The 21298-nt window shown below is 70.7% G+C and carries 18 protein-coding genes; 5 read left to right on the plus strand and 13 right to left on the minus strand.

Going from position 1 to position 21298, the window contains the following annotated elements:
• Positions 1-50: 50 nt before the first annotated feature.
• On the minus strand, positions 51-272 hold the full coding sequence (locus BRW65_RS07345) for a hypothetical protein (RefSeq protein ID WP_073872874.1): 222 nt from the start codon (positions 270-272) through the stop codon (positions 51-53).
• A gap of 50 nt (positions 273-322) precedes the next feature.
• Positions 323-1441, minus strand: coding sequence for a M24 family metallopeptidase (locus BRW65_RS07350; protein ID WP_073872877.1), 1119 nt, complete (start codon positions 1439-1441; stop codon positions 323-325).
• A 33-nt stretch (positions 1442-1474) separates the two neighbouring features.
• Here BRW65_RS07350 and BRW65_RS07355 point away from each other — a divergent pair, with 33 nt between their 5' ends.
• Positions 1475-2158 carry a B-4DMT family transporter gene (locus BRW65_RS07355; RefSeq protein WP_073872890.1) on the plus strand — a complete coding sequence of 228 codons (684 nt, stop codon included), beginning with the start codon at positions 1475-1477 and terminating at the stop codon, positions 2156-2158.
• On the opposite strand, the gene aroQ is transcribed toward BRW65_RS07355, so the two are convergent.
• The 10 genes from aroQ to BRW65_RS07405 form a co-directional block, all read right to left on the minus strand.
• A complete protein-coding gene (aroQ, locus tag BRW65_RS07360) occupies positions 2155-2595 on the minus strand; it encodes a type II 3-dehydroquinate dehydratase (protein ID WP_073872894.1) in 441 nt (146 codons plus the stop codon). The genes BRW65_RS07355 and aroQ overlap by 4 nt on opposite strands.
• Positions 2592-3683, minus strand: a complete 1092-nt coding sequence (aroB, locus tag BRW65_RS07365) for a 3-dehydroquinate synthase (protein ID WP_073872898.1) — start codon at positions 3681-3683, stop codon at positions 2592-2594. The genes aroQ and aroB overlap by 4 nt, the downstream gene beginning before the upstream one ends.
• The gene (locus BRW65_RS07370; protein WP_073872901.1) at positions 3680-4216 is read right to left on the minus strand and encodes a shikimate kinase; all 537 of its coding nucleotides are present in this window, start codon (positions 4214-4216) and stop codon (positions 3680-3682) included. Before BRW65_RS07370 ends, aroB begins: the two co-directional genes overlap by 4 nt.
• Positions 4216-5421: a chorismate synthase gene (gene aroC, locus BRW65_RS07375; RefSeq protein WP_073872905.1), complete on the minus strand. Its 1206-nt coding sequence runs from the start codon at positions 5419-5421 to the stop codon at positions 4216-4218. Before aroC ends, BRW65_RS07370 begins: the two co-directional genes overlap by 1 nt.
• A 32-nt stretch (positions 5422-5453) precedes the next feature.
• Positions 5454-5873, minus strand: coding sequence for a prepilin peptidase (locus BRW65_RS07380; protein ID WP_073872908.1), 420 nt, complete (start codon positions 5871-5873; stop codon positions 5454-5456).
• A gap of 111 nt (positions 5874-5984) precedes the next feature.
• On the minus strand, positions 5985-6803 hold the full coding sequence (locus BRW65_RS07385; RefSeq protein WP_432206400.1) for a shikimate dehydrogenase: 819 nt from the start codon (positions 6801-6803) through the stop codon (positions 5985-5987).
• The gene (gene mltG / locus BRW65_RS07390) at positions 6790-8031 is read right to left on the minus strand and encodes an endolytic transglycosylase MltG (RefSeq protein WP_073872915.1); all 1242 of its coding nucleotides are present in this window, start codon (positions 8029-8031) and stop codon (positions 6790-6792) included. The genes BRW65_RS07385 and mltG overlap by 14 nt, the downstream gene beginning before the upstream one ends.
• Entirely contained in the window at positions 8024-8548 is a 525-nt protein-coding gene (gene ruvX, locus BRW65_RS07395; RefSeq protein ID WP_073872918.1) for a Holliday junction resolvase RuvX, read from the minus strand. The genes mltG and ruvX overlap by 8 nt, the downstream gene beginning before the upstream one ends.
• Positions 8549-11254 carry an alanine--tRNA ligase gene (gene alaS, locus BRW65_RS07400; RefSeq protein WP_073872922.1) on the minus strand — a complete coding sequence of 902 codons (2706 nt, stop codon included), beginning with the start codon at positions 11252-11254 and terminating at the stop codon, positions 8549-8551.
• Positions 11255-11346: 92 nt separating this feature from the next.
• The gene (locus BRW65_RS07405; RefSeq protein WP_208611765.1) at positions 11347-11736 is read right to left on the minus strand and encodes a secondary thiamine-phosphate synthase enzyme YjbQ; all 390 of its coding nucleotides are present in this window, start codon (positions 11734-11736) and stop codon (positions 11347-11349) included.
• Positions 11737-11900: 164 nt separating this feature from the next.
• Between BRW65_RS07405 and BRW65_RS07410 the strand changes: the two genes are divergently transcribed.
• Positions 11901-12524 (plus strand): hypothetical protein, encoded by a 624-nt coding sequence (locus BRW65_RS07410; RefSeq protein ID WP_073872929.1) that lies wholly within the window; start codon positions 11901-11903, stop codon positions 12522-12524.
• Between the two features lie 101 nt (positions 12525-12625).
• Here the strand turns inward: BRW65_RS07410 and BRW65_RS07415 are convergent, their stop codons facing one another.
• Positions 12626-13978, minus strand: a complete 1353-nt coding sequence (locus BRW65_RS07415) for a replication-associated recombination protein A (protein ID WP_073872933.1) — start codon at positions 13976-13978, stop codon at positions 12626-12628.
• A 91-nt stretch (positions 13979-14069) separates the two neighbouring features.
• Here BRW65_RS07415 and BRW65_RS07420 point away from each other — a divergent pair, with 91 nt between their 5' ends.
• The 3 genes from BRW65_RS07420 (at position 14070) to BRW65_RS07430 (ending at position 21175) form a co-directional block, all read left to right on the plus strand.
• Positions 14070-15083, plus strand: coding sequence for a hypothetical protein (locus BRW65_RS07420; protein ID WP_073872936.1), 1014 nt, complete (start codon positions 14070-14072; stop codon positions 15081-15083).
• 90 nt (positions 15084-15173) lie between these two features.
• The gene (locus BRW65_RS07425) at positions 15174-18494 is read left to right on the plus strand and encodes a DUF2126 domain-containing protein (protein ID WP_073872940.1); all 3321 of its coding nucleotides are present in this window, start codon (positions 15174-15176) and stop codon (positions 18492-18494) included.
• Between the two features lie 14 nt (positions 18495-18508).
• Positions 18509-21175 (plus strand): circularly permuted type 2 ATP-grasp protein, encoded by a 2667-nt coding sequence (locus BRW65_RS07430; RefSeq protein WP_139272916.1) that lies wholly within the window; start codon positions 18509-18511, stop codon positions 21173-21175.
• Positions 21176-21298: the final 123 nt, after the last annotated feature.

Here is a 21298-nt window from a genome sequence, read left to right on the forward strand (position 1 = left end):
GGTGCCCGCGCGTCGGGTGGCGGGCGGGGAGCCCGCCTTCCGCTCCCGCGTTAGGGGCCGGTCTCGGCCGGTCCGGGGGGCGGAGGGGGCACCCGCTTGATCATCGTCAAGAAGGGAACGCTGAGCTTCCTCCCGCCGGAAAACGGCACCGGGACGGTGAAATACACGATGTCGACCTCGAGCCGCAGCTCCCGCAACGGCTGGGCGTTCAAGTCCCACCGAAAGTCCCGCAGGCGCGCCAGGCCACGTTCGATTGGCTCCACCCCGTTCACGCCACCCGACTTTACCCCTGGGCGCCGGCCCGCCCGACGCCGCGCGTGACCTAGCCGAGGACCGCCAACTCCTTGGGGAACCTGGTCAGCAGTTCCGGCTCGTGCCCGCGGGCCGCCGCCGCCTCGTCGGGAACGACCAGGGTGTCCTCGATGCGCACGCCGCCGCGGCCCGGTAGGTAGACGCCGGGTTCGACGGTCACCACCGAACCCGCGAGCAGCGTGCCGGTGGAGGTGGCGCCGATTCCCGGCGCCTCGTGGATCTGCAGCCCCACGCCATGTCCCAGACCGTGGCCGAACTGCTCGCCATAGCCCGCGTCGACGATCAGCTGGCGCGCGGCGCCGTCGACGTCCCGCAGGCTCGCGCCCGGCCGCAGCGCCTCGCGGCCGGCCCGCTGCGCGTCGGCGACCAGCTGGTAGATCTCCAGCTGCCAGTCGGCGGCCTTGCCCAGCACGAACGTGCGGGTCATGTCGGAGTGGTAGCCGGCCACCAGCGCGCCGAAGTCGATCTTGACGAAGTCGCCGGTGGCCAGCACCGCGTCGGTGGGGCGGTGATGCGGGATCGCCGAATTCGGCCCCGCGGCCACGATCGTCTCGAACGAGATCGCGTCGGCGCCGTGGTCGAGCATCAGCGCCTCCAGGTCCCGGCTCACCTCGCGTTCCGTGCGGCCCGGCCGCAGGCCGCCGCGCTCCACCAGGTCGGCGAGCGCGGCGTCGGCCGCCTCGCAGGCCAGCCGCAGCAACGCCACCTCGCCGTCGTCCTTGATCTCCCGCAGCGCCTCGACGGTCCCGGCGGCACGCATCAGTTCGGTGGCCGCCTTGCGCTCGCCGAGTTCGCTGGTCAGGGCGTCGAATGCGTCGACGGTCACCACGTTGCTCTCGAAGCCCAGCTTTCCGACCCCGTCGGCGGCGGCGCGGCCGACCAAATAGCGCCCGAGGGCTCGCTCGATGGCGATCTCGAGCCCCACCGCCTGTTCGGCGGCCTGGGTGCGGTACCGGCCGTCGGTGGCCAGCACTGGCTCGCGATCGTCGGCGAACACCAGCAACGCACCGTTCGACCCGGTGAAACCCGACAGGTACCGCACGTTGTTGAGGTCGCTGACCAGCATCGCGTCCAGTCCGCTGGCACTGATTTGCGCTTTCAGGTTGTCCCGACGCTGAGAATGTGTCACGACCCTTGACGGTACTCGCTACGCTGATTGCCCATGAGGTCCTGGATGCTGCGCGGATTGGTCTACGCCGCGGCGATGGTTGTCGTTCGCTTGGTCCAAGGCGCGTTGATCAACGCGTGGCAGACGCAGGCCGGGCTTTTCAGCGTGGTGCTGCTCCTGGTGTTCATCATCGGCGTGGCCGTGTGGGGGGTGTTCGACGGCCGGGCCGACGCGATCGCGAACCCCGACCCGGACCGGCGGCGCGACCTGGCGATGACGTGGCTGCTGGCCGGCCTGGTGGCCGGCATCCTCAGCGGGGCCGTCTCCTGGCTCATCTCGCTGGTGTACAACGGCGTCTACACGGGTGGGCTGATCAACGAGGTGACGACGTTCGCGGCGTTCACCGCCCTGTGCGTGTTCCTGCCCGGGATCATCGGGGTGACCGTCGGCCGCTGGCGGGTGGACCGCAATCCCCCGCCCCGGCAGAAGGGGACGGACGACGAGCGCGCCGACACCGACGTGTTCTCCGCGGTGCGCGGTGACGACGCGCCGACCGGTGAAATTCCCGCCGCGGGAGCCCAGCACGAGGAGCGGACCGCTTCGGTCGCCACGGCCGAGCGCGACGCGCCGACCGAGACGATCCACACCGCGGCCGACCACGAGCCGAAGACCGAGGTGATACGCACCGACGCCGGTGACGACGCCACGCAGCTGGGCGGGGCACCGAAGAAGGACTAGCCCGTGGCCGCTTCCGCCAGGTAGCGCAGGGCGAGCAGGTAGCCCTGGATTCCCAGCCCGACGATCACTCCCGTCGCGACGGGGCTCAGGTATGAGTGGCGCCGAAACTCCTCGCGGGCATGCACATTGGAGATGTGCACCTCGATCAGGGGCGCGCGCAGCTCGGCGCACGCGTCGCGCAGCGCCACCGATGTGTGGGTGAGGCCCCCGGCGTTCAGGATCACCGGTTCGCCCGCGTCGGCGGCCGCGTGGATCCAGTCCAGCAGCTGCCCTTCGCTATCGCTTTGGCGCACAACGGCTTTCAGGCCGAGAGTGGTGGCCTCCCGCTCGACGAGCGCGGCCAGTTCGTCATGCGTGGTGTCCCCGTAGACCTCGGGTTCGCGGCGGCCGAGGCGGCCCAGGTTCGGACCGTTGATGACGTTGACGGTGGTGGTCATCGGGCCCCTTCTTCCTCCGACAGCCCCGCGTACGCCGCCGCCAGCAGCGACGGGTCGGGCCCGGCCAGCCGCCCCGGCTTCGCCAGCCCGTCGAGCACCACGAAGCGGAGCACACCGGCCCGCGACTTCTTGTCCTGGGCCATGTATTCCAGCAGTTGCGGCAACGCGTCGGCGTCGTAGGCGACGGGCAGGCCCAGCGCCGACAGGACGGTGCGGTGGCGTTGCGCGGTCGCGTCGTCGAGCCGGCCCGCGAGGCGGGCCAGCTCCGCGGCGAAGACCAGGCCCACCGACACCGCGGCGCCGTGGCGCCACTCGTAGCGTTCCCTGCGTTCGATCGCGTGCGCCAATGTGTGGCCGTAGTTGAGGATTTCGCGCAGCTCCGACTCTTTCTCGTCGGCGGCGACCACCTTCGCCTTGACGGCGATGGAGCGCCGGACCAGTTCCGGCAGCACGTCACCGGTGGGGTCCACGGCGGCGTGCGGGTCGGCCTCGATCAGGTCGAGGATCACCGGGTCGGCGATGAACCCGGCCTTGACGACCTCGGCCATTCCGGCGACGAGTTCGTTGTGCGGCAACGTTTCCAGGGTCGCCAGGTCGACCAGCACCGCCAGCGGCTGGTGGAAGGCGCCGACCAGGTTCTTGCCCGCGTCGGTGTTGATGCCGGTCTTGCCGCCGACGGCCGCGTCGACCATGCCGAGCAGCGTGGTGGGGATGTGCACGATGTCGACGCCGCGCAGCCAGGTGGCCGCCGCGAATCCGGCGACGTCGGTGGCCGCCCCGCCGCCCAGGCTCACCACCGCGTCTTTGCGGTCGATGCCGATGCGGCCGAGCACTTCCCAGAGGAATCCGACGACCGGCAGGTCCTTGCCGGCTTCGGCGTCCGGGATTTCGATGCGATGCGCGTCAACGCCCTTGTCCGCCAAGCGGCTTCGGATCGCTTCCGCGGTGTGCGCCAGCACCGGTTGGTGCACGACCGCCACCCGGTGCCGGTCGCAGAGCAGTTCGACGAGCTGGTCGCCCAGGTCGGTGCCGATGACCACCGGGTAGGGCGGGTCGACGGCCACCTCGACGGTGACTGGGGCGCTCATGTGGCGGCCTCCGCGTGAGCGTTCTCCGGCGTCTGCAGCCGAGACACGATGTAGCGCACAACCGCACCGGGATTGCGGCGGTTGGTGTCGACACGGATCGTCGACACGCGCCGGTACAGCGGGGCCCGCGAGGCCATCAGCGCGCGGAATTTCTCCGCGCGGTCTGGGCCGGCGAGCAGCGGGCGCACGGTGCTGCCCCCGGTGCGACGCACGCCTTCGGTGGCGCTGATCTCCAAATAGATGACCGTGTGGCCGGCGAGCGCCTCGCAGACGCCCGGGCTGGTGACCGCGCCGCCGCCGAGCGACACGACGCCGTCGTGGTCGTCCAACGCGGCACGCACCGCGTCCTCCTCGATGCGGCGGAACTCCTGCTCGCCGTCGGTGGCGAAGATGTCGGCGATGCTGCGCCCGGTCCGCTGCTCGATCGCCGCGTCGGTGTCGAGGAACTCGACGCCGAGCGCCTTGGCCAGTCGCCGCCCGATCGTGGACTTGCCCGAGCCCGGGAGCCCGACGAGCACGGCCCTGGGCGCCATTACGCGGTCCCCCGGGCCGCCGGCGCTTCCCGGTCGGCGACCGCGCGCTGATACGCCTCGATGTTGCGGCGGGTCTCGGTGAGCGAGTCTCCGCCGAATTTCTCCAGCGCCGCGCGGGCGAGGACCAACGCGACCATGGCCTCGACCACCACGCCGGCGGCGGGCACCGCGCACACGTCCGAGCGCTGGTGGATGGCGACGGCCTCGTCGCCGGTCGTCATGTCGACGGTGGCCAACGCGCGTGGCACGGTGGAGATGGGCTTCATCGCGGCGCGCACCCGCAGCGGCTGGCCGTTGGTCATGCCGCCCTCCAGGCCGCCGGCGCGGTTCGTCGAGCGGACCACGCCGTCGGGGCCGGGATACATCTCGTCGTGCGCGCGGCTGCCCCGCCGGCGCGCCGTCTCGAAGCCGTCGCCGATCTCCACGCCCTTGATGGCCTGGATGCCCATCACGGCGGCGGCGAGCTGGCTGTCGAGCCGGTTGTCGCCGCTGGTGAACGAGCCCAGGCCCACCGGCAGGCCCAGCGCCACCACCTCGACCACGCCGCCGAGGGTGTCACCGTCCTTCTTGGCCGCCTCGATCTCGGCGATCATCGCTTCCTCGGCGCCCTTGTCGAAGGCGCGCACGGGGCTGCCGTCGATCGCGGGCAGGTCCTCCGGGCGCGGCGGGGGGCCGTCGTAGGGCGCCGACGGGCCGATCGCGATGACGTGGGAGAGCACCTCCACGCCCAGCGCCTGGCGCAGGAAGGTCCGCGCGACCGTACCCACCGCGACGCGGGCGGCGGTCTCCCGGGCGCTGGCCCGCTCCAGCACCGGCCGGGCGTCGTCGAAGCCGTACTTGAGCATGCCGGCGTAGTCGGCGTGGCCCGGCCGCGGCCGGGTGAGCGGTTCGTTGCGCGCGATGTTGGCCAGCTCGGCCGGGTCGACCGGGTCGGCGGCCATCACGGTCTCCCACTTGGGCCACTCGGTGTTGCCGATCTCGATGGCGATGGGGCCACCCAGCGTGATGCCGTGGCGCACCCCGGACAGCACGGTCACCGCGTCGCGCTCGAACTTCATCCGGGCGCCGCGGCCGTAACCGAGCCGGCGGCGGGCCAATTGGTCGGCGATATCGGTGGAGGTGACCTCCACGCCGGCGACCATGCCTTCGAGCATGGCCACCAACGCACGGCCGTGCGACTCCCCGGCGGTGATCCAACGCAACACCCGGACATTCTCCCACGGGGCCCGGCGCGGGCTTAAATCCCGAGAACCAGGCCGATCGCGGCGGCGGTGGCCAGGCACATCGACGGACCATGGGGCACCGTCCGCGCACCGCACAGCGCCGCGAACACCGTCGTCAGCAGCGGTGCCGCCACCGCCGCGAGGAACCACACCCCGGCGCCGAAACAGCCGGCCAGCGCCCCCAGGCCGATAGCCAGCTTGACGTCCCCGGCACCCATCCCGGCCGGGGCGAGCGAGTGCACCAGCAGATAGATCGCGGTCAGCGCCGTCGCCCCGGCCAGTGCGGGCCAGCCGCGCCCGGCCACCGCGGCCGCCGACAGGATCACCGCGGCCCCGGGCAGCGTCAGCGCGTTCGGCAACCGGCGCCGCCGGACGTCGCAGCCGCTCAGCGCGGCCAGCCAGACCAGCACCGCGACCGCGGCGGCCATTCGCATGGGTTCTCCTGTGGGCGCCGCGAGTGTGGGGGCTACGTACGAAAACTGTGGCGAATCCGTACGTAGGCCCCACGCTCGGCGGTTGACCTGGGGCATCCGACGTGCGAGACGTTAGCCCAGTGCGGCGGCCATGGCCTCCCGCGGAGCGGGCAGCCCTGTGAATAGCTCGACCTGGGTGAACGCCTGGTGCAGCAGCATCTGCAGGCCGCTGACCACGCGGCCGCCGGCGGCGGTCACCGCGGCGGCCAACGGGGTCGGCCACGGGTCGTAGACGGCGTCGAGCAGCACCGGGATGGCCGCGAAGGTGTCCGCGTACCGCGCCGCGACGTCGGCGGGGATCGTGCTGACCAGCACCTCGGAGTCCGCCACCGCGGCGGGCAGCCCGGCATCGTCCAGGCTCACGAACCGCGTCGGCACCCCGATTCCGGTGCCGAGGTCCACCAGCCGGGCGGCCTTGTCGGGGTTGCGCGCGACCACGGTGATGGCGGCGACGCCCAGCTGGGCCAGCCCCAGGACGGCCGCCGGCGCCGTGCCGCCCGACCCGCACACCAGCGCCCGGCCGGCCACTTCCCCTTGTGACGCAAGCGCCCCACTGACGCCGTCGATGTCGGTGTTGTCCGCACGCCAGCCGACCGGCGTGCGGACCAGGGTGTTGGCCGATCCCACCCGGTCGGCACGTTCGGTGCGCTCGTCGGCGAAGCGCAGCGCGGCGAACTTGCCCGGCATGGTCACCGACACCCCGACCCATTCGGGGCCGAACCCGCCGACCACCGCGGGCAGCCGCTCGGCGTCGCATTCGATGCGCTGGTAGGTCCAGTCCAGCAGGCCCAGCGCCCGGTAGGCGGCCAGGTGCAGTTGCGGGGACTTCGAGTGGGCGATCGGCTTGCCGAGCACCGCCGCTTTGCGGGGTCCGCTCTCAGCGCGCGCTATCGAGGACACCGTTGCGCTTAGCCAGCTCGATGTTGGCCAGATGCTGCTGATAATCCTTGGTGAACAGCGTCGTCCCCTGGGCGTCGATGGTGACGAAGTACAACCAGTCGCCGGGCTCGGGATGCTCGGCGGCGCGCAGCGCGTCGACGCCGGGCGAACAGATCGCCGTCGCGGGCAGCCCCTGCGACACGTAGGTGTTCCAGGGCGTCTTCTGGGCCCGGTCCGCGTCGGTGGTGGCCACCTCCCGGCGGTCCAGCGGGTAGTTGACCGTCGAGTCGAATTCCAGCGTGTGGTGGGCGTGCAGGCGGTTGTAGATCACCTGCGCGACCTTCGCGAAGTCCTGTGACTTGGATTCCTGTTCCACCAGCGACGCCACCACCAGGATGTCGTAGGGCGACAGGCCCATGACCTGGGCGGTGTCCACCAACCCGGATTTCATGTACTCGACGGCCCCGGCGCTGATCAGGCTCGACAGGATGGTCTCGGCCGAGGCCGAGGGGTCGACGTTGAAGGTTCCGGGCGCGATCAAGCCCTCGATCCGGCGATGGTCCTTGCCGAGCTCGGTGAAGGGTTCGATGGCCCAGGGCGGCACCGCCAGCGCGGCGGGCGCGCTGTTGGTCGCCGCCGCCCGCAGCTCCTCCACCGGGGTGCAGTGCTGGTTGCCGTCGAGGGTCACGCAGGTGGCGCGGGAGATCAGCGTCAGGATCCCCGGGGTCACCACGTTGGTCTTCATGTCGGTGGTGTCGTCGAGCTGACGGCCTTCCGGAATGACTAGCCGGCCCACCCGGCTGTTCGGGTCGGCCAGCCGCACGACGGCGTCGGCGGCCGGGATCTCGGTGCGCATCCGGTAGAAGCCGGGCTGGATCGAGGAGATCTTGCTGTTGCCGTGCGCGGCGTTGACGAACGCCCGGACGGTCTTGACCACCTGCTCGTGCTGCAGCGTTTCCCCGACGTTGGTGGTCGAGTCACCGTCCTTGATCTGAATCACGATGTCCTGCTTGCCATTTCCGGCGTAGTCGTCACCGCCTCCGAACACCGTGTGCCACAGCTTGGCGCCGACGAACACGCCCACCAGCACGACGACGGCGACGACCGCGAGCACGATCTTGCCGGCGAACCGCCGCCGGCGGTGCCCCCGTTCGACCCGGTTCCGGGCGACGCGGCTGCGCTTCCGCGACGGACCGACCGTTTCGGGCTCCGCCCGCTGGCGGCGTGCGCTGTCAACCATCGGCGGGCTCCCCCGCCGCCAGGGTGGCGCGCCGCTGATCGAGCCAGCTCTGCAGGATGGCCACCGCGGCCGCCTGGTCGATCACCGCCCGCTGTTCGCGGGCGCGGACGCCCGCCGCGCGCAGGGAGCGCTGCGCGCTGACGGTGGTCAGGCGCTCGTCGGCCAGCCGCACGGGCGTGGGGGCGATCCGCTGGGCCAGCGTCTCGGCGAGCTCCATCGCGTCGATCGCCGACGGGCCGGTGCGATCGGCCAGTGTGCGCGGCAGCCCGACGACCACCTCGACCGCCGCCAGCTCGGCGACCAGCTCGGCCAGCCGCCGCACGTGTTTGCCGGAACGGTCGCGGCGCACGGTCTCCACCGGGGTGGCCAGGATACCGTCGGGATCGCTGCAGGCGACGCCGATGCGCACGCTGCCGACGTCGATGCCGAGGCTCCTCCCGGGTCGGGACCCCCGACCCGGATTACCCTGCTCAGGGTCACCGGGCCGGTCGGGCACGCGATGCTGTGCCGGGCCCACTCAACCGACCCGCGCTATCTCGGAGCGGACCGCCTCGAGCGCCGCGTCGATGCGGCTGGCGTCCTTTCCGGAACCCTGCGCCAGGTCCGGCTTGCCCCCGCCACGGCCGTCGACGGTCGCGGCGAGCTGCTTGATCAGGTCGTTGGCGCGCAGCCCGAGATCCTGGGCGGCGGGGTTGGCGGCGACCGCGTACGGCACGCTGCCCCCTTCGCCCTCCGCGATCAGCGCCACCACGGCGGGATCGCTGCCCAGCTTGCCGCGGATGTCCCCCACCAGGGAACGCAGGTCGCCGGCCGTCATCCCCGCCGACATGCGTTGCGCCACCACACGGACGTTACCGATACGCTCCGCGCCGGCCGCCGCGTTGGTCGCGGCGGCGCGCGCGCCGGCCAGCCGCATCCGTTCGAGTTCCTTCTCGGCGGCCTTGAGCCGCTCCACCAGGTTGGCCACCCGTGCGGGCACCTCGTCGGACGGCACCTTCAGCGACGAGGCCAGCCCCGCCATCAAGGCGCGCTCCTTGGCCAGGTGGCGAAACGAGTCCAGCCCGACGTAGGCCTCCACCCGGCGGACGCCGGAGCCGACCGACGATTCGCCCAGGATCGTCACCGGCCCGATCTGAGCGGAGTTGTGCACATGGGTGCCGCCGCAGAGCTCGAGCGAGAACGGCCCGCCGATCTCGACCACCCGCACCTCGTCCGGGTAGGCCTCGCCGAACATCGCCATCGCGCCCATGGCCTTGGCCTTCTCGAGCTGTTCGGTGAACGTGTGCACCTCGAAGTCGGCCTGGACGGCCTGGTTGGTGACCTCTTCGACCTGGGTGCGCTGCTCCTCGGACAGCGGGCCCTGCCAGTTGAAGTCGAAACGCAGGTAGCCGGGGCGGTTCAGCGAGCCGGCCTGAACCGCGTTGGGGCCCAGCACCTGTCGCAGCGCGGCGTGCACCATGTGGGTGCCCGAGTGGCCCTGGGTGGCGCCGCGGCGCCATTGCGGGTCCACTGCGGCGACCACGGTGTCGCCCTCCACGAATTCGCCGGACTCGACGTTGACCCGATGCACCCACAGGGTTTTCGCGATCTTCTGCACGTCGGTGACCGCCGCGCGGGCGCTCTCGCCGGCGCCCGTCCCGCTGATGGTGCCCTCGTCGGCGATCTGCCCGCCGGACTCGGCGTAGAGCGGGGTGCGGTCTAGCACCAGTTCGACCTGCTGCGCCCCGGCCCCGTCCGTTTGCGAACCGTGCGTGACGACCGGAACCCGCTTGCCGTCCGCGAAGATGCCCAGAATCCTTGCTTCGGAGGACAATTCGTCGAAGCCGGTGAACTCCGTTGGGCCGGCGTCGACCAGCTCCCGGTAGGCACTGAGGTCGGCGTGCGCGTGCTTGCGGGCGGCGGCGTCCGCCTTGGCGCGGCGACGCTGCTCGGCCATCAGTTCCCGGAAGCCGATCTCGTCGACCTGCAGGCCCGCCTCGGCGGCCATCTCCAGGGTCAGCTCGATCGGAAAGCCGTAGGTGTCGTGCAGTGTGAAGGCGTCCGACCCCGAGATCGCCTTGGCCCCAGCCGCTTTGGTGGTGCCAGCCACCTCGTCGAACAACTTGGAGCCCGCGGCCAGCGTGCGGTTGAACGCGGTCTCCTCGGCGACGGCGATGCGCTTGATCCGGGCGAAGTCGGCGACCAGTTCGGGATACGACGGCCCCATCGCGTCCCGGACGGTGGTCATCAACTCGCCGACGATGGGCCCGCTTATGTCGAGCAGCTTGGCCGACCGGATGACGCGGCGCAGCAGCCGGCGCAGGACGTAGCCGCGGCCGTCGTTGCCGGGCGTGACGCCGTCGCCGATCAGGATCGCCGCGGTGCGGCTGTGGTCGGCGATGACCCGGTAGCGCACGTCGTCGGAGTGGTTGCCCACGTCATACCCGCGCGGCGCGCGGGCGGCCACGGCGTCGATGACCGGCCGCAGCAGGTCGGTCTCGTAGACGTTGTGCACGCCCTGAAGGATGAACGCGACCCGCTCGACGCCCATGCCGGTGTCAATGTTCTTGCGGGGCAACGGGCCGAGGATTTCGAAGTCGGTCTTGCCGGTGCCCTCGCCGCGTTCGTTCTGCATGAACACGAGGTTCCAGATCTCGATGTAGCGGTCTTCGTTGGCCACCGGCCCGCCACCGACCCCGAACTCTTCGCCGCGGTCGTAGTAGATCTCCGACGACGGGCCACACGGGCCGGGGATCCCCATGGACCAGTAGTTGTCCTCCATGCCGCGGCGCTGAATCCGCTCGGCCGGCAGCCCGGCGATCTCCTGCCACAGCTGCACGGCCTCGTCGTCGTCGAAATAGACCGTGGTCCAGATTCTTTCGGGGTCCAGGCCGTAACCACCCTCGGACAGCCCGTTGGTCAGCAGGGTCCACGCCAGCTCGATAGCGCGCCGCTTGAAGTAATCGCCGAACGAGAAATTGCCGGCCATCTGGAAGAAGGTGTTGTGCCGGGTGGTGATGCCCACCTCGTCGATGTCGGGCGTGCGGATGCACTTTTGGATGCTGGTGGCCGTCGAGTACGGCGGCGTGCGCGCGCCCAGGAAGTACGGCACGAACTGGACCATGCCCGCGTTGACGAACAGCAGGTTGGGGTCGTCGAGGATCACCGACGCGCTCGGCACCTCGGTGTGGCCCGCCTTCACGAAATGATCAAGAAACCGCTTCCTGATCTCGTGTGTCTGCACTTCTGGTCCGCTTCTTCCTGTTGGCTTTTTCCCGGTTTATCCCGTGAACGTCTATTCCAGCGTATTCGCTGGAGTAGCTGGCTACCGGGCCGCTAACCCTCCAGAAAGCTCAGCCGCACCGAGCGTTGTGGGTTGTCCCGGTTCAAATCGACCAGCACGATGCTTTGCCAGGTGCCCAGCATCGGCTCGCCGCCGGAGACCGGCACGGTCACCGACGGCGCGATCAGCGCCGGCATCACGTGATCCGCGCCGTGGCCCGGCGAGCCGTGCGAGTGCCGGTACCGGTCGTCGCGCGGCAGCAGCCGCTCCAGCGTGTCGAGCAGGTCGTCGTCGGAGCCGGCCCCGGTCTCGATGATGGCGACGCCCGCCGTCGCGTGCGGGACGAACACGTTGCACAGGCCGTCGCCCCTCGACCAGCAGAAGCCACGCACCGCCTCGGTCAGATCGACGATGCGGCGCCGGGAAGTGTCCACGTCCAGCACGTCGGTATGCATCGCCGACCAGCCTACGGCGCACATGTTGCCACCAGCCAATCGTTTGTGAGGGCGGCCACATTTGGGCATTGCGGGGTGCAACGGGCAGGAGGAAGGTAACTGGTGGGACCGGTGGCGCCACCGGGGCGCTGCCCCGTCAGAGGAGGTCGGCCGTGTACGCACGCTCCACCACCATCCAGGCGCAACCCTTGTCGGTCGACATCGGCATCGCGCACGTTCGTGATGTCGTCATGCCCGCCCTGACGGAGATCGACGGGTGTGTCGGGCTGTCACTGCTGGTCGACCGGCAGTCCGGGACCTGCATCGCCACCAGCGCGTGGGACAGCATCGACGCGATGCGCGCCAGCGCCGAGCGGGTCGCCCCGATCCGCGATCAGGCCGCCCTGATGTTCGACGGCAGCGCCCGCGTCGAGGAGTGGGACATCGCTTTGCTGCACCGCGACCATCCGTCGCGGCAGGGCGCCTGCGTGCGGGCCACCTGGCTCAAGGTGGTGCCGGATCAGCTCACCCGGTCCCTGGACTTCTACCGCTCGTCGGTGCTGCCCGAGCTGGAGGAGCTCGACGGGTTCTGCAGCGCGAGCCTGTTGGTCGACCATCCGGCGTGCCGGCGGGCGGTGTCGTGCTCGACGTTCGACTCGATGGACGCGATGGCCCGCAACAGCGATCGGGCGAACGAGTTGCGCAGCAGGCGCGTCCGGGAGCTGGGCGCCGAGGTGATCGACGTGGCCGAATTCGAGCTGGCGATCGCCCACCTGCGGGTGCCCGAGCTGGTCTGAGCGGCGCGCCCAGGCCGAGTGTGCGGCCAGCCGCACAGCGGGCGTCGAGTGTGCGGCCAGCCGCGCGCTCGACATGCTTATGGCAGGGCATCCCCCGGGCTTCATGACCGCCCCCGCCTGCCACGGATGATCGCGCGCAACCGCTCCAGCCGCCCGGCCATCTCCCGCTCACCGCCGCGGCCGGTCGGCCGGTAGTAGTCGACGCCCACCAGGTCGTCCGGCGGATATTGCTGGGCCACGACGCCGTCGGGGTCGTTGTGCGAGTACTGGTAACCCTGCGCGTGGCCCAGCGCCGCCGCGCCGGAATAGTGCCCGTCGCGCAGGTGCGGCGGCACCAGGCCCGCCTTGCCCGCCTTGATGTCGTCCATCGCCGCCGCCAGCGCGGTGGTGACGGAGTTCGACTTCGGCGCGGTGGCCAGGTGGATCGTGGCGTGCGCCAGCGTCAGCTGCGCCTCGGGCATGCCGATCAGCGCCACGGTCTGCGCGGCGGCCACCGCGGTTTGCAGCGCGCTGGGGTCGGCCATGCCGATGTCCTCGCTGGCCAGGATCATCAGCCGGCGGGCGAGGAACCGCGGGTCCTCCCCCGCGACGAGCATGCGGGCCAGGTAGTGCAGCGCCGCGTCGACGTCCGAGCCGCGCACCGACTTGATGAACGCGCTGATGACGTCGTAGTGCTGGTCGCCGTCACGGTCGTAGCGCACCGCGGCCTTGTCCAGGGACTGTTCGATGGTCTCGACGGTGACCGACTCGGTGGCTTCGGCCGCGACCTCCAGCGCGGTCAGCGCCCGCCGGGCATCGCCGGCGGCCAGCCGCACCAGCAGGTCGACGGCGTCGGGCGTGACCGCGACCCGACCGCCCAGCCCGCGGGGATCGTCGATCGCCCGGTGCACCACGGCGCGGATGCCGTCGGCGCTGAGCGGGCGCAGCTGCAGGATCAGCGAGCGGGACAGCAGCGGCGCCACCACCGAAAACGACGGGTTCTCGGTGGTCGCCGCCACGAGCAGCACCACCCGGTTCTCCACGGCGGACAGCAGGGCGTCCTGCTGGGTCTTGGAGAAGCGGTGCACCTCGTCGATGAACAGCACCGTCTGCTCGCCGCGCAGGAGCGCCTTGCGCGCATTTTCTATGACGGCGCGCACGTCTTTGACCCCGGCCGACAGCGCCGACAGGGCCTCGAACCGGCGGCCGGTCGCCTGGGAGATCAGCGCGGCCAGCGTCGTCTTGCCGCTGCCCGGCGGGCCGTAGAGGATGGCCGACGCCACGCCGGACCCTTCGACCAGGCGGCGCAGCGGCGACCCGGGCGCCAGCAGGTGCTCCTGGCCGACCACCTCGTCTAGCGAAGCCGGCCGCATGCGCACCGCCAACGGCGCACCGGCCGACACGCCCAGGCCGTGATCGCCCGTCTGCGCCGCGCCGGGCAGGTCAAAAAGACCGTCGGACACGGCTTCAGGCATACCACGAAATCGAATCCGGGCGCCGCCCCGACATCTTTGCTAAGTTCCCGTGTGCGCGTGCCCACAGGTTGAGTCAACAGCTAGGACGGACATGAGCCAGCCTCCCGAATATCCAGGCACCCCGGCCGACCCGTACGGCAGCGAACACAACCCTCCGGGCTATTCGCCCCCGCCCGGCTACGGCACTCCACCGCCGCCACCCGGCTACGGCGCACCTCCCCCGCCGCCGCCCGGCTACGGCACGCCACCCCCGGGCTACGGCGCCCCGCCGCCACCGCCGCCCGGCTACGGCCCGCCGCCCAGCTACGGCGCGCCGCCGCCCCCGCCCGGGTACGGGGGCTACCCCCAGCCGGGCTACGGCGCACCGGCCACCCCGGGGTTCAGCGTCGGTGACGCCTTCAGTTGGGCCTGGAACACCTTCACCAAGAACGCGCTGGTGATGATCGTGCCCGCGCTGGTGTACGGCTTGCTGTTCGGAGTGGCCACCGGGATCAACATTGCGGGCCAGAACATGTCGCCGAACACGGCGATCAATGACGACTACGGCTTCTACTTCACGACGAACCTCACCGGCGCCGGGTTGGTCGTCTTCTTCGTCGGCACCCTGCTGACCTACCTGGTCACGGCGTTCGCCCAGGCCGGCTTCCTGTCGGGCTGCCTGGACATCGCCGACGGGCGCCCGGTGACCATCGGCTCCTTCTTCAGGCCCCGCAACCTGGGGATGGCGTTCCTGGCTGCGCTGATCATCGGTGTCCTGACCTCGATCGGCTACTCCCTCTGCTTCGTCCCGGGCCTGGTGCTGAGTCTGTTCGTGCAGTTCACCATCCTGTTCGTCGTCGATCGGTCAGAGTCCGCCATCAAGGGCTTCACCTCCAGCTTCTCGCTGGTGGGTTCCAATTTCGCCAACGCGCTGCTGGTGTGGCTGGTGGTGATGGCCCTGATCTTCGCCGGCGCGCTGGCGTGTGGCGTCGGTCTGCTGGTGACGGCGCCCCTCGACGCGCTGATCCTGACCTACGCCTACCGCAAGCTGACCGGCGGCCAGGTCGCTCCCGTGCCGCAGTCGGGCTACCAACCGGGTCCACCGCCCGGGCCGCAGCAGTTCTGACTGCCAGCAAGCGCCCCGACGTTACGGCCCTGTTAGCCGCGGCTGCGGTGCGCTGCGCCCTTGTGGCGCTTGTGATGCAATCACCTTGTTATGAGCATCAAAGTCGCGCTGGAACACCGCACCAGCTACACATTTGACCGGTCCGTCCGAGTGTTCCCGCACGTCGTTCGCCTGCGCCCGGCGCCCCATTGCCGCACGCCCATCGAGGCCTACTCGTTGCGCATCGAGCCGGAAGAGCACTTCATCAACTGGCAGCAGGACGCGCTGGGTAATTTCCTTGCGCGCCTTGTCTTTCCGAGCCCCATGCGCCGGCTGACCATCACCGTGGGGCTGATCGCCGACCTCAAGGTGATCAACCCGTTCGACTTCTTCATCGAGGACTGGGCCGAAATCTGGCCCGCCGCAGGGCTGACCTACCCCAAGGAGCTGGCCGACGACCTCGAGCCCTATCTGCGGCCCGTCGACGAAGAGGGCGACGGGTCGGGCCCGGGCGAGCTCACCCGGGCATGGGTGGAGAACTTCTCGGTGCCCGAGGGCACGCGCACCATCGACCTGCTCGTCGCGCTCAACCGCGCGGTCAACGCCGACGTCGCCTACAGCCTGCGGATGGAGCCCGGCGTCCAGACACCGGATTACACGCTGCGCACCGGGGTGGGCTCGTGCCGCGACTCCGCGTGGCTGCTGGTGTCGATCCTGCGCCGGCTCGGGCTGGCCGCCCGGTTCGTGTCGGGTTACCTGGTGCAGCTCGCCTCCGACGTGGAGGCGCTCGACGGGCCGTCGGGCCCCGTCGCCGACTTCACCGACCTGCACGCCTGGACCGAGGTGTACATCCCTGGCGCGGGCTGGATTGGGCTGGACCCGACGTCGGGGCTGTTCGCCGGGGAGGGCCACATCCCGCTGGCCGCCACGCCGCACCCCGCGTCGGCGGCGCCCATCACCGGCGGCACGGAGCCCTGCGAATCGGTGCTGGAGTTCTCCAACACCGTCACCCGGATCCACGAGGACCCCCGGGTCACGCTGCCCTACACCGACGAGGCGTGGCACACGATCTGCGAGGTCGGCCAGCGCGTCGACGAACGGCTGACCGCCGGCGACGTGCGGTTGACCATCGGCGGTGAGCCGACGTTCGTCTCGGTGGACAACCAGGTCTCCAAGGAGTGGACCACCGCCGCCGACGGCCCGCACAAGCGGCAGCGCGCCTCCGACCTGGCGGCCCGCCTCAAGGAGGTGTGGGCGCCGAACGGGCTGATTCAGCGCGGGCAGGGTCGGTGGTATCCGGGTGAACCGTTGCCGCGCTGGCAGATTGCGCTCTATTGGCGCACCGACGGCCGACCGCTGTGGAACGACGGTGCACTGCTGGCCGACCCGTGGGGTGACCGACCGGAACCCGTCGATGGCGAGGCCGCCTACCAGGTGCTCGCCGGGCTCGCCGACGACCTGGGGTTGCCGCTTTCGCAGGTGCGGCCCGCCTACGAGGACCCGCTGCACCGGTTGGCCGCCAAGGTGCGGCAACCCGAGGGTGACCCGGTGGATCCGGCTGACGACCTCGACCAGGACACCCCCGCCGGTCGCGCGGCTCTGCTGGCCCGCCTCGACGAATCCGTGACGGCCCCTGCGGCTTTCGTGCTGCCGCTGCACCGCCGGGACGATGGTACGGGATGGGCCAGCGCCGACTGGCGGCTGCGCCGCGGCCGAATCGTGTTGCTGCACGGCGATTCTCCCGCCGGTCTGCGGCTGCCCCTGGATTCGATCAGCTGGCGACCGCCGCGCCCGTCGTTCGACGCCGATCCCCAGACCGCCGGCGACACGCTGACGACGGATTCGGATCAAGCGGTGGTGGATGACTCGGACACCGCGCCGCCCACCGCGATGGTCGCCGAGGTTCGCGACGGGCTGCTCTACGTGTTCATGCCGCCCACCGAGGCACTGGAACACTTCGTCGACCTCATCGCCCGCGTCGAGGCCGCCGCGGGCAAGGCCGCCTGCCCGGTCGTGATCGAGGGCTACGATCCCCCGCCGGACCCGCGGCTGAGGTCGACGACGATCACCCCGGACCCCGGCGTCATCGAGGTCAACGTCGCGCCCACCGCCAGCTTCGCCGAGCAGTCCCAGCAGCTCGAAACCCTCTACGAGCAAGCGCGATTGGCCCGGCTGTCCACCGAGTCCTTCGACGTCGACGGCACCCACGGCGGCACCGGCGGCGGCAACCACATCACGCTCGGCGGCGTCACGCCAGCGGACTCGCCCCTGCTGCGGCGCCCCGACCTGTTGGTCTCGCTGCTGACGTATTGGCAGCGGCACCCGTCGCTGTCGTATCTGTTCGCCGGGCGATTCGTCGGCACGACCTCGCAAGCACCCCGGGTCGACGAGGGCCGCGCCGAGGCGCTCTACGAGCTCGAGATCGCGTTCGCCGAAATCGCCCGGCTCTCCGGGCCGTTCGGGGGCAATGCTCCCCGGCCGTGGGTGATCGACCGCGCGCTGCGCCACCTGCTGACCGACATCACCGGCAACACCCACCGCGCCGAGTTCTGCATCGACAAGCTCTACAGCCCCGACAGCCCCCGCGGCCGGCTCGGCCTGCTCGAGTTGCGCGGGTTCGAGATGCCCCCGCATCTGCGCATGGCGATGGTGCAGTCGCTGCTGGTGCGCTCGCTGGTGGCGTGGTTTTGGGACGAGCCGTTGCGCGCCCCGCTGATCCGGCACGGCGCCAACCTGCATGGGCGATACCTGTTGCCGCACTTCCTGATTCACGACATCGCCGACGTCGCCGCCGACCTGCGCGCGCACGGCATCGCCTTCGAGACCAGTTGGCTGGACCCGTTCACCGAGTTCCGCTTCCCGCGCATAGGGACCGCGGTGTTCGACGGCGTGGAGATCGAGTTGCGCGGGGCGATCGAACCGTGGAACACCCTCGGCGAGGAGGCCACCGCCAGCGGCACCGCCCGCTACGTCGACTCGTCTGTCGAGCGCATCCAGATCCGCATCATCGGCGCCGACCGCCACCGCTACGTGGTGACGGTCAACGGCTACCCGGTGCCGCTGCTGGCCACCGACAACCCCGACATCCACGTGGGCGGGGTGCGGTTCAAGGCGTGGCAGCCGCCGAGCGCGCTGCATCCGACGATCAGCACCGACGTCCCGCTGCAGTTCGAGCTGATCGACCTGACGACGGGCACCTCGCGCGGCGGGTGCACCTACCATGTCGCGCATCCCGGTGGGCGGGCCTATGACGAACCGCCCGTCAACGCCGTCGAGGCCGAGGCGCGCCGCGCCCGCCGCTTCGAGGCCACCGGCTTCACTCCCGGCAAGCTCGACTTGTCCGACATCCGGGAGAAGCAGGCACGCATCTTCACCGACATCGGCGCGCCGGGCATCCTCGACCTGCGTCGCGTGCGTACCGTTCAGCAGTAATGACGTTTGCGGACATGACATTCGGCACCGGCGCGGTCCCGGCATCCGCTGGCGGGCGCCCGGAGGACCGGTACGACGCCGACCGCCTGCTGGCCGGGTATCGCGCCGCACGGGCCCAGGAGGCGCTCTTCGATCTGCGGCACGGCCCCGCCGCCGGGTACGACGAATTCGTCGACCGGGACGGGAACGTCCGGCCGGCCTGGGCGGAGTTGGCCGACACCATCGCCGAGCGAGGCCGGGTGGGGCTCGACCGGCTGCGCTCGGTGGTGCGCAGCCTGATCGACAGCGATGGCATCACGTACACCGAAGTCGAAGCCGGCGAACACGGTCTGGAGCCTCGCACGTGGATCCTCGACACGCTGCCGATCGTGCTGTCCGCCGCGGAATGGGAGCTGCTGGAGGCCGGGCTGGTGCAGCGGTCCCGGTTGCTCGACGCCGTGCTCGCCGACCTGTACGGGTCGCGCAGCCTGCTCACCGACGGCGTGCTGCCGCCGGAACTGCTGTTCGCCCATCCCGGTTATGTGCGGGCCGCCAACGGCATCGAAATACCCGGACATCACCAGCTTTTTCTGCACGCCTGTGATGTCAGCCGGCTACCGGACGGAGCCTTCCAGGTCAACGCCGACTGGACGCAGGCGCCGTCGGGCGCCGGCTACGCGCTGGCCGACCGGCGCGTCGTCGCGCACTCGGTTCCCGACCTCTACGAGCGGATCGCGCCGCGACCGACGACCCCGTTCGCCCAGGCCCTGCGGCTGGCGCTGATCGAGGCCGCGCCCGACGTGGCGCAGGATCCCGTGGTGGTGGTGCTCAGCCCGGGTATTTTCTCCGAAACCGCCTTCGATCAGGCGTATCTGGCCACGCTGCTGGGTTTCCCGTTGGTGGAGAGCGCGGACTTGGTGGTGCGCGACGGCAAATTGTGGATGCGCTCGCTGGGCACCTTGAAGCGGGTCGACGTCGTCCTGCGCCGGGTGGACGCCGATTACGCCGACCCGTTGGACCTTCGTGCCGACTCCCGGCTTGGCGTGGCCGGTCTGGTGGAGGCGTGCCACCGCGGGACGGTGACCGTGGTCAACACACTGGGCAGCGGCATCCTGGAAAACCCCGGGCTGCTGCGGTTTTTGCCCCAGCTGTCCGAGCGCCTGCTGTCCGAGGCGCCGCTGCTGCACACCGCGCCGGTCTATTGGGGCGGCATTGCCGGCGAACGCTCACACCTGCTGGCGAACCTGTCGTCGCTCCTGGTGAAGTCCACGGTCGGCGGGAAAACCCTTGTCGGGCCGACACTTTCGTCGTATCAGCTGGCGGAATTGGCCGGCCGGATCGAGAAGATGCCGTGGCAGTGGATCGGCCAGGAGCTGCCCCAGTTCTCGTCGGCGCCCACCGACCACGCCGGGGTGTTGTCGTCGGCCGGCGTCGGCATCCGGTTGTTCAATGTGGCCCAGCGCGGCGGGTACGCCTCCATGGTCGGCGGCGTCGGCTACGTGCTGGCGCCAGGGCCCGCCGCGTACACGCTGGAAACCGTTGCGGCCAAGGATGTTTGGGTGCGCCCGACGGAGCGCGCGCGGGCCGAGGCGGTCAGCCTGCCGTCGCCGCCGCCGCCGGCGAAGACTGCGGCGGGCACTTGGGGCGTCAGCTCGCCGCGCGTGCTGTCCGACCTGTTCTGGATCGGCCGTTACGGCGAGCGCGCGGAGAACATGGCGCGGCTGCTGCTCGTCGCCCGCGACAGGTTCCACGTCTACCGGCATCAGCAGCACACCGAGGAGAGCGCCTGCGTCCCGGTGCTGATGGCCGCGCTGGGCATGATCACCGGGACTGGCACGGGGGCCGACGACAGCATCGACGAGAGTGCCAGCGACGCCGCCGAAATGATCGCCGTGGCGCCCTCGACGCTGTGGTCGTTGACCGTGGACCCCGATCGGCCTGGATCCCTGGTGCAGTCGGTGGAAGGGTTGGCGCTGGCCGCCAGGGCGGTGCGCGACCAGATGTCCAATGACACCTGGATGGTGCTGTCCGGGGTGGAACGCGCGCTGGCGCAGCGGCGTGAGCCGCCTGACTCGCTCGCCGAGGCCGATGCGCTGCTCGCGTCGGCTCAGATGCAGACGCTGGCCGGGATGCTGACCCTGGCGGGTGTGGCCGGCGAGTCAATGGTGCGCGACGTGGGCTGGTCGATGATGGACATCGGCAAGCGCATCGAACGCGGCCTCTGGCTGACCGCGCTACTACGGGCGACGCTGACCGCCGTCCGCGGCGCCACCGCCGAACAGACGATCATCGAGGCGACGCTGGTGGCGTGCGAGTCCTCGGTGATCTACCGGCGCCGCACCGTCGGGCAGGTGAGCGTCGCCTCCGTGGCCGAGTTGATGCTGTTCGATGCGCAGAACCCGCGGTCGTTGCAATACCAAGTCGAGCGGCTGAGGGGCAACCTGAAGGGCCTGCCGGGGGCGTCGGGGTCGTCGCGCCCGGAGCGGTTGGTGGAGGAGATCGGCACCCTGCTGCGCCGCTCGCATCCCGCCGAGCTGGAAGAGGTCAGCGAGGACGGGCTGCGCACGGAGCTGGCCGAGCTGCTCGATTCGGTGCACACGCAGTTGCGCGAGCTCGCGGAGGTCATCACCACCACGCAGCTGGCGCTGCCCTCGGTGCAGCCGCTGTGGGGCCCCGACGTACGCCGGGTGATGCCGGCCTAGACGGTATGGGGGGCTGGGGCCTCGCTCACATGTGAACGTGGGTTGCGGTCGGGAAATGGGTCCTGGCCGTAGAGCCACAGATGTGGGAGGCCCCAGTGAAGGTTCAGCGTACGAGTGTTGGGT

It is taken from the genome of Mycobacterium paraffinicum (genome assembly GCF_001907675.1).
Taxonomy (GTDB): Bacteria; Actinomycetota; Actinomycetes; order Mycobacteriales; family Mycobacteriaceae; genus Mycobacterium; species Mycobacterium paraffinicum_A.

What these genes read in the sequence shown, in the direction of transcription:
- BRW65_RS07415 (WP_073872933.1), bottom strand. Translation starts at nt 13,978, where the DNA reads ATGCCTGAAGCCGTGTCCGACGGTCTTTTTGACCTGCCCGGCGCGGCG.
- mltG (WP_073872915.1), bottom strand. Translation starts at nt 8,031, where the DNA reads ATGGTTGACAGCGCACGCCGCCAGCGGGCGGAGCCCGAAACGGTCGGT.
- BRW65_RS07355 (WP_073872890.1), top strand. Translation starts at nt 1,475, where the DNA reads ATGAGGTCCTGGATGCTGCGCGGATTGGTCTACGCCGCGGCGATGGTT.
- aroB (WP_073872898.1), bottom strand. Translation starts at nt 3,683, where the DNA reads ATGAGCGCCCCAGTCACCGTCGAGGTGGCCGTCGACCCGCCCTACCCG.
- aroQ (WP_073872894.1), bottom strand. Translation starts at nt 2,595, where the DNA reads ATGACCACCACCGTCAACGTCATCAACGGTCCGAACCTGGGCCGCCTC.
- BRW65_RS07430 (WP_139272916.1), top strand. Translation starts at nt 18,509, where the DNA reads ATGACATTCGGCACCGGCGCGGTCCCGGCATCCGCTGGCGGGCGCCCG.
- BRW65_RS07420 (WP_073872936.1), top strand. Translation starts at nt 14,070, where the DNA reads ATGAGCCAGCCTCCCGAATATCCAGGCACCCCGGCCGACCCGTACGGC.
- BRW65_RS07425 (WP_073872940.1), top strand. Translation starts at nt 15,174, where the DNA reads ATGAGCATCAAAGTCGCGCTGGAACACCGCACCAGCTACACATTTGAC.
- BRW65_RS07380 (WP_073872908.1), bottom strand. Translation starts at nt 5,873, where the DNA reads ATGCGAATGGCCGCCGCGGTCGCGGTGCTGGTCTGGCTGGCCGCGCTG.
- BRW65_RS07370 (WP_073872901.1), bottom strand. Translation starts at nt 4,216, where the DNA reads ATGGCGCCCAGGGCCGTGCTCGTCGGGCTCCCGGGCTCGGGCAAGTCC.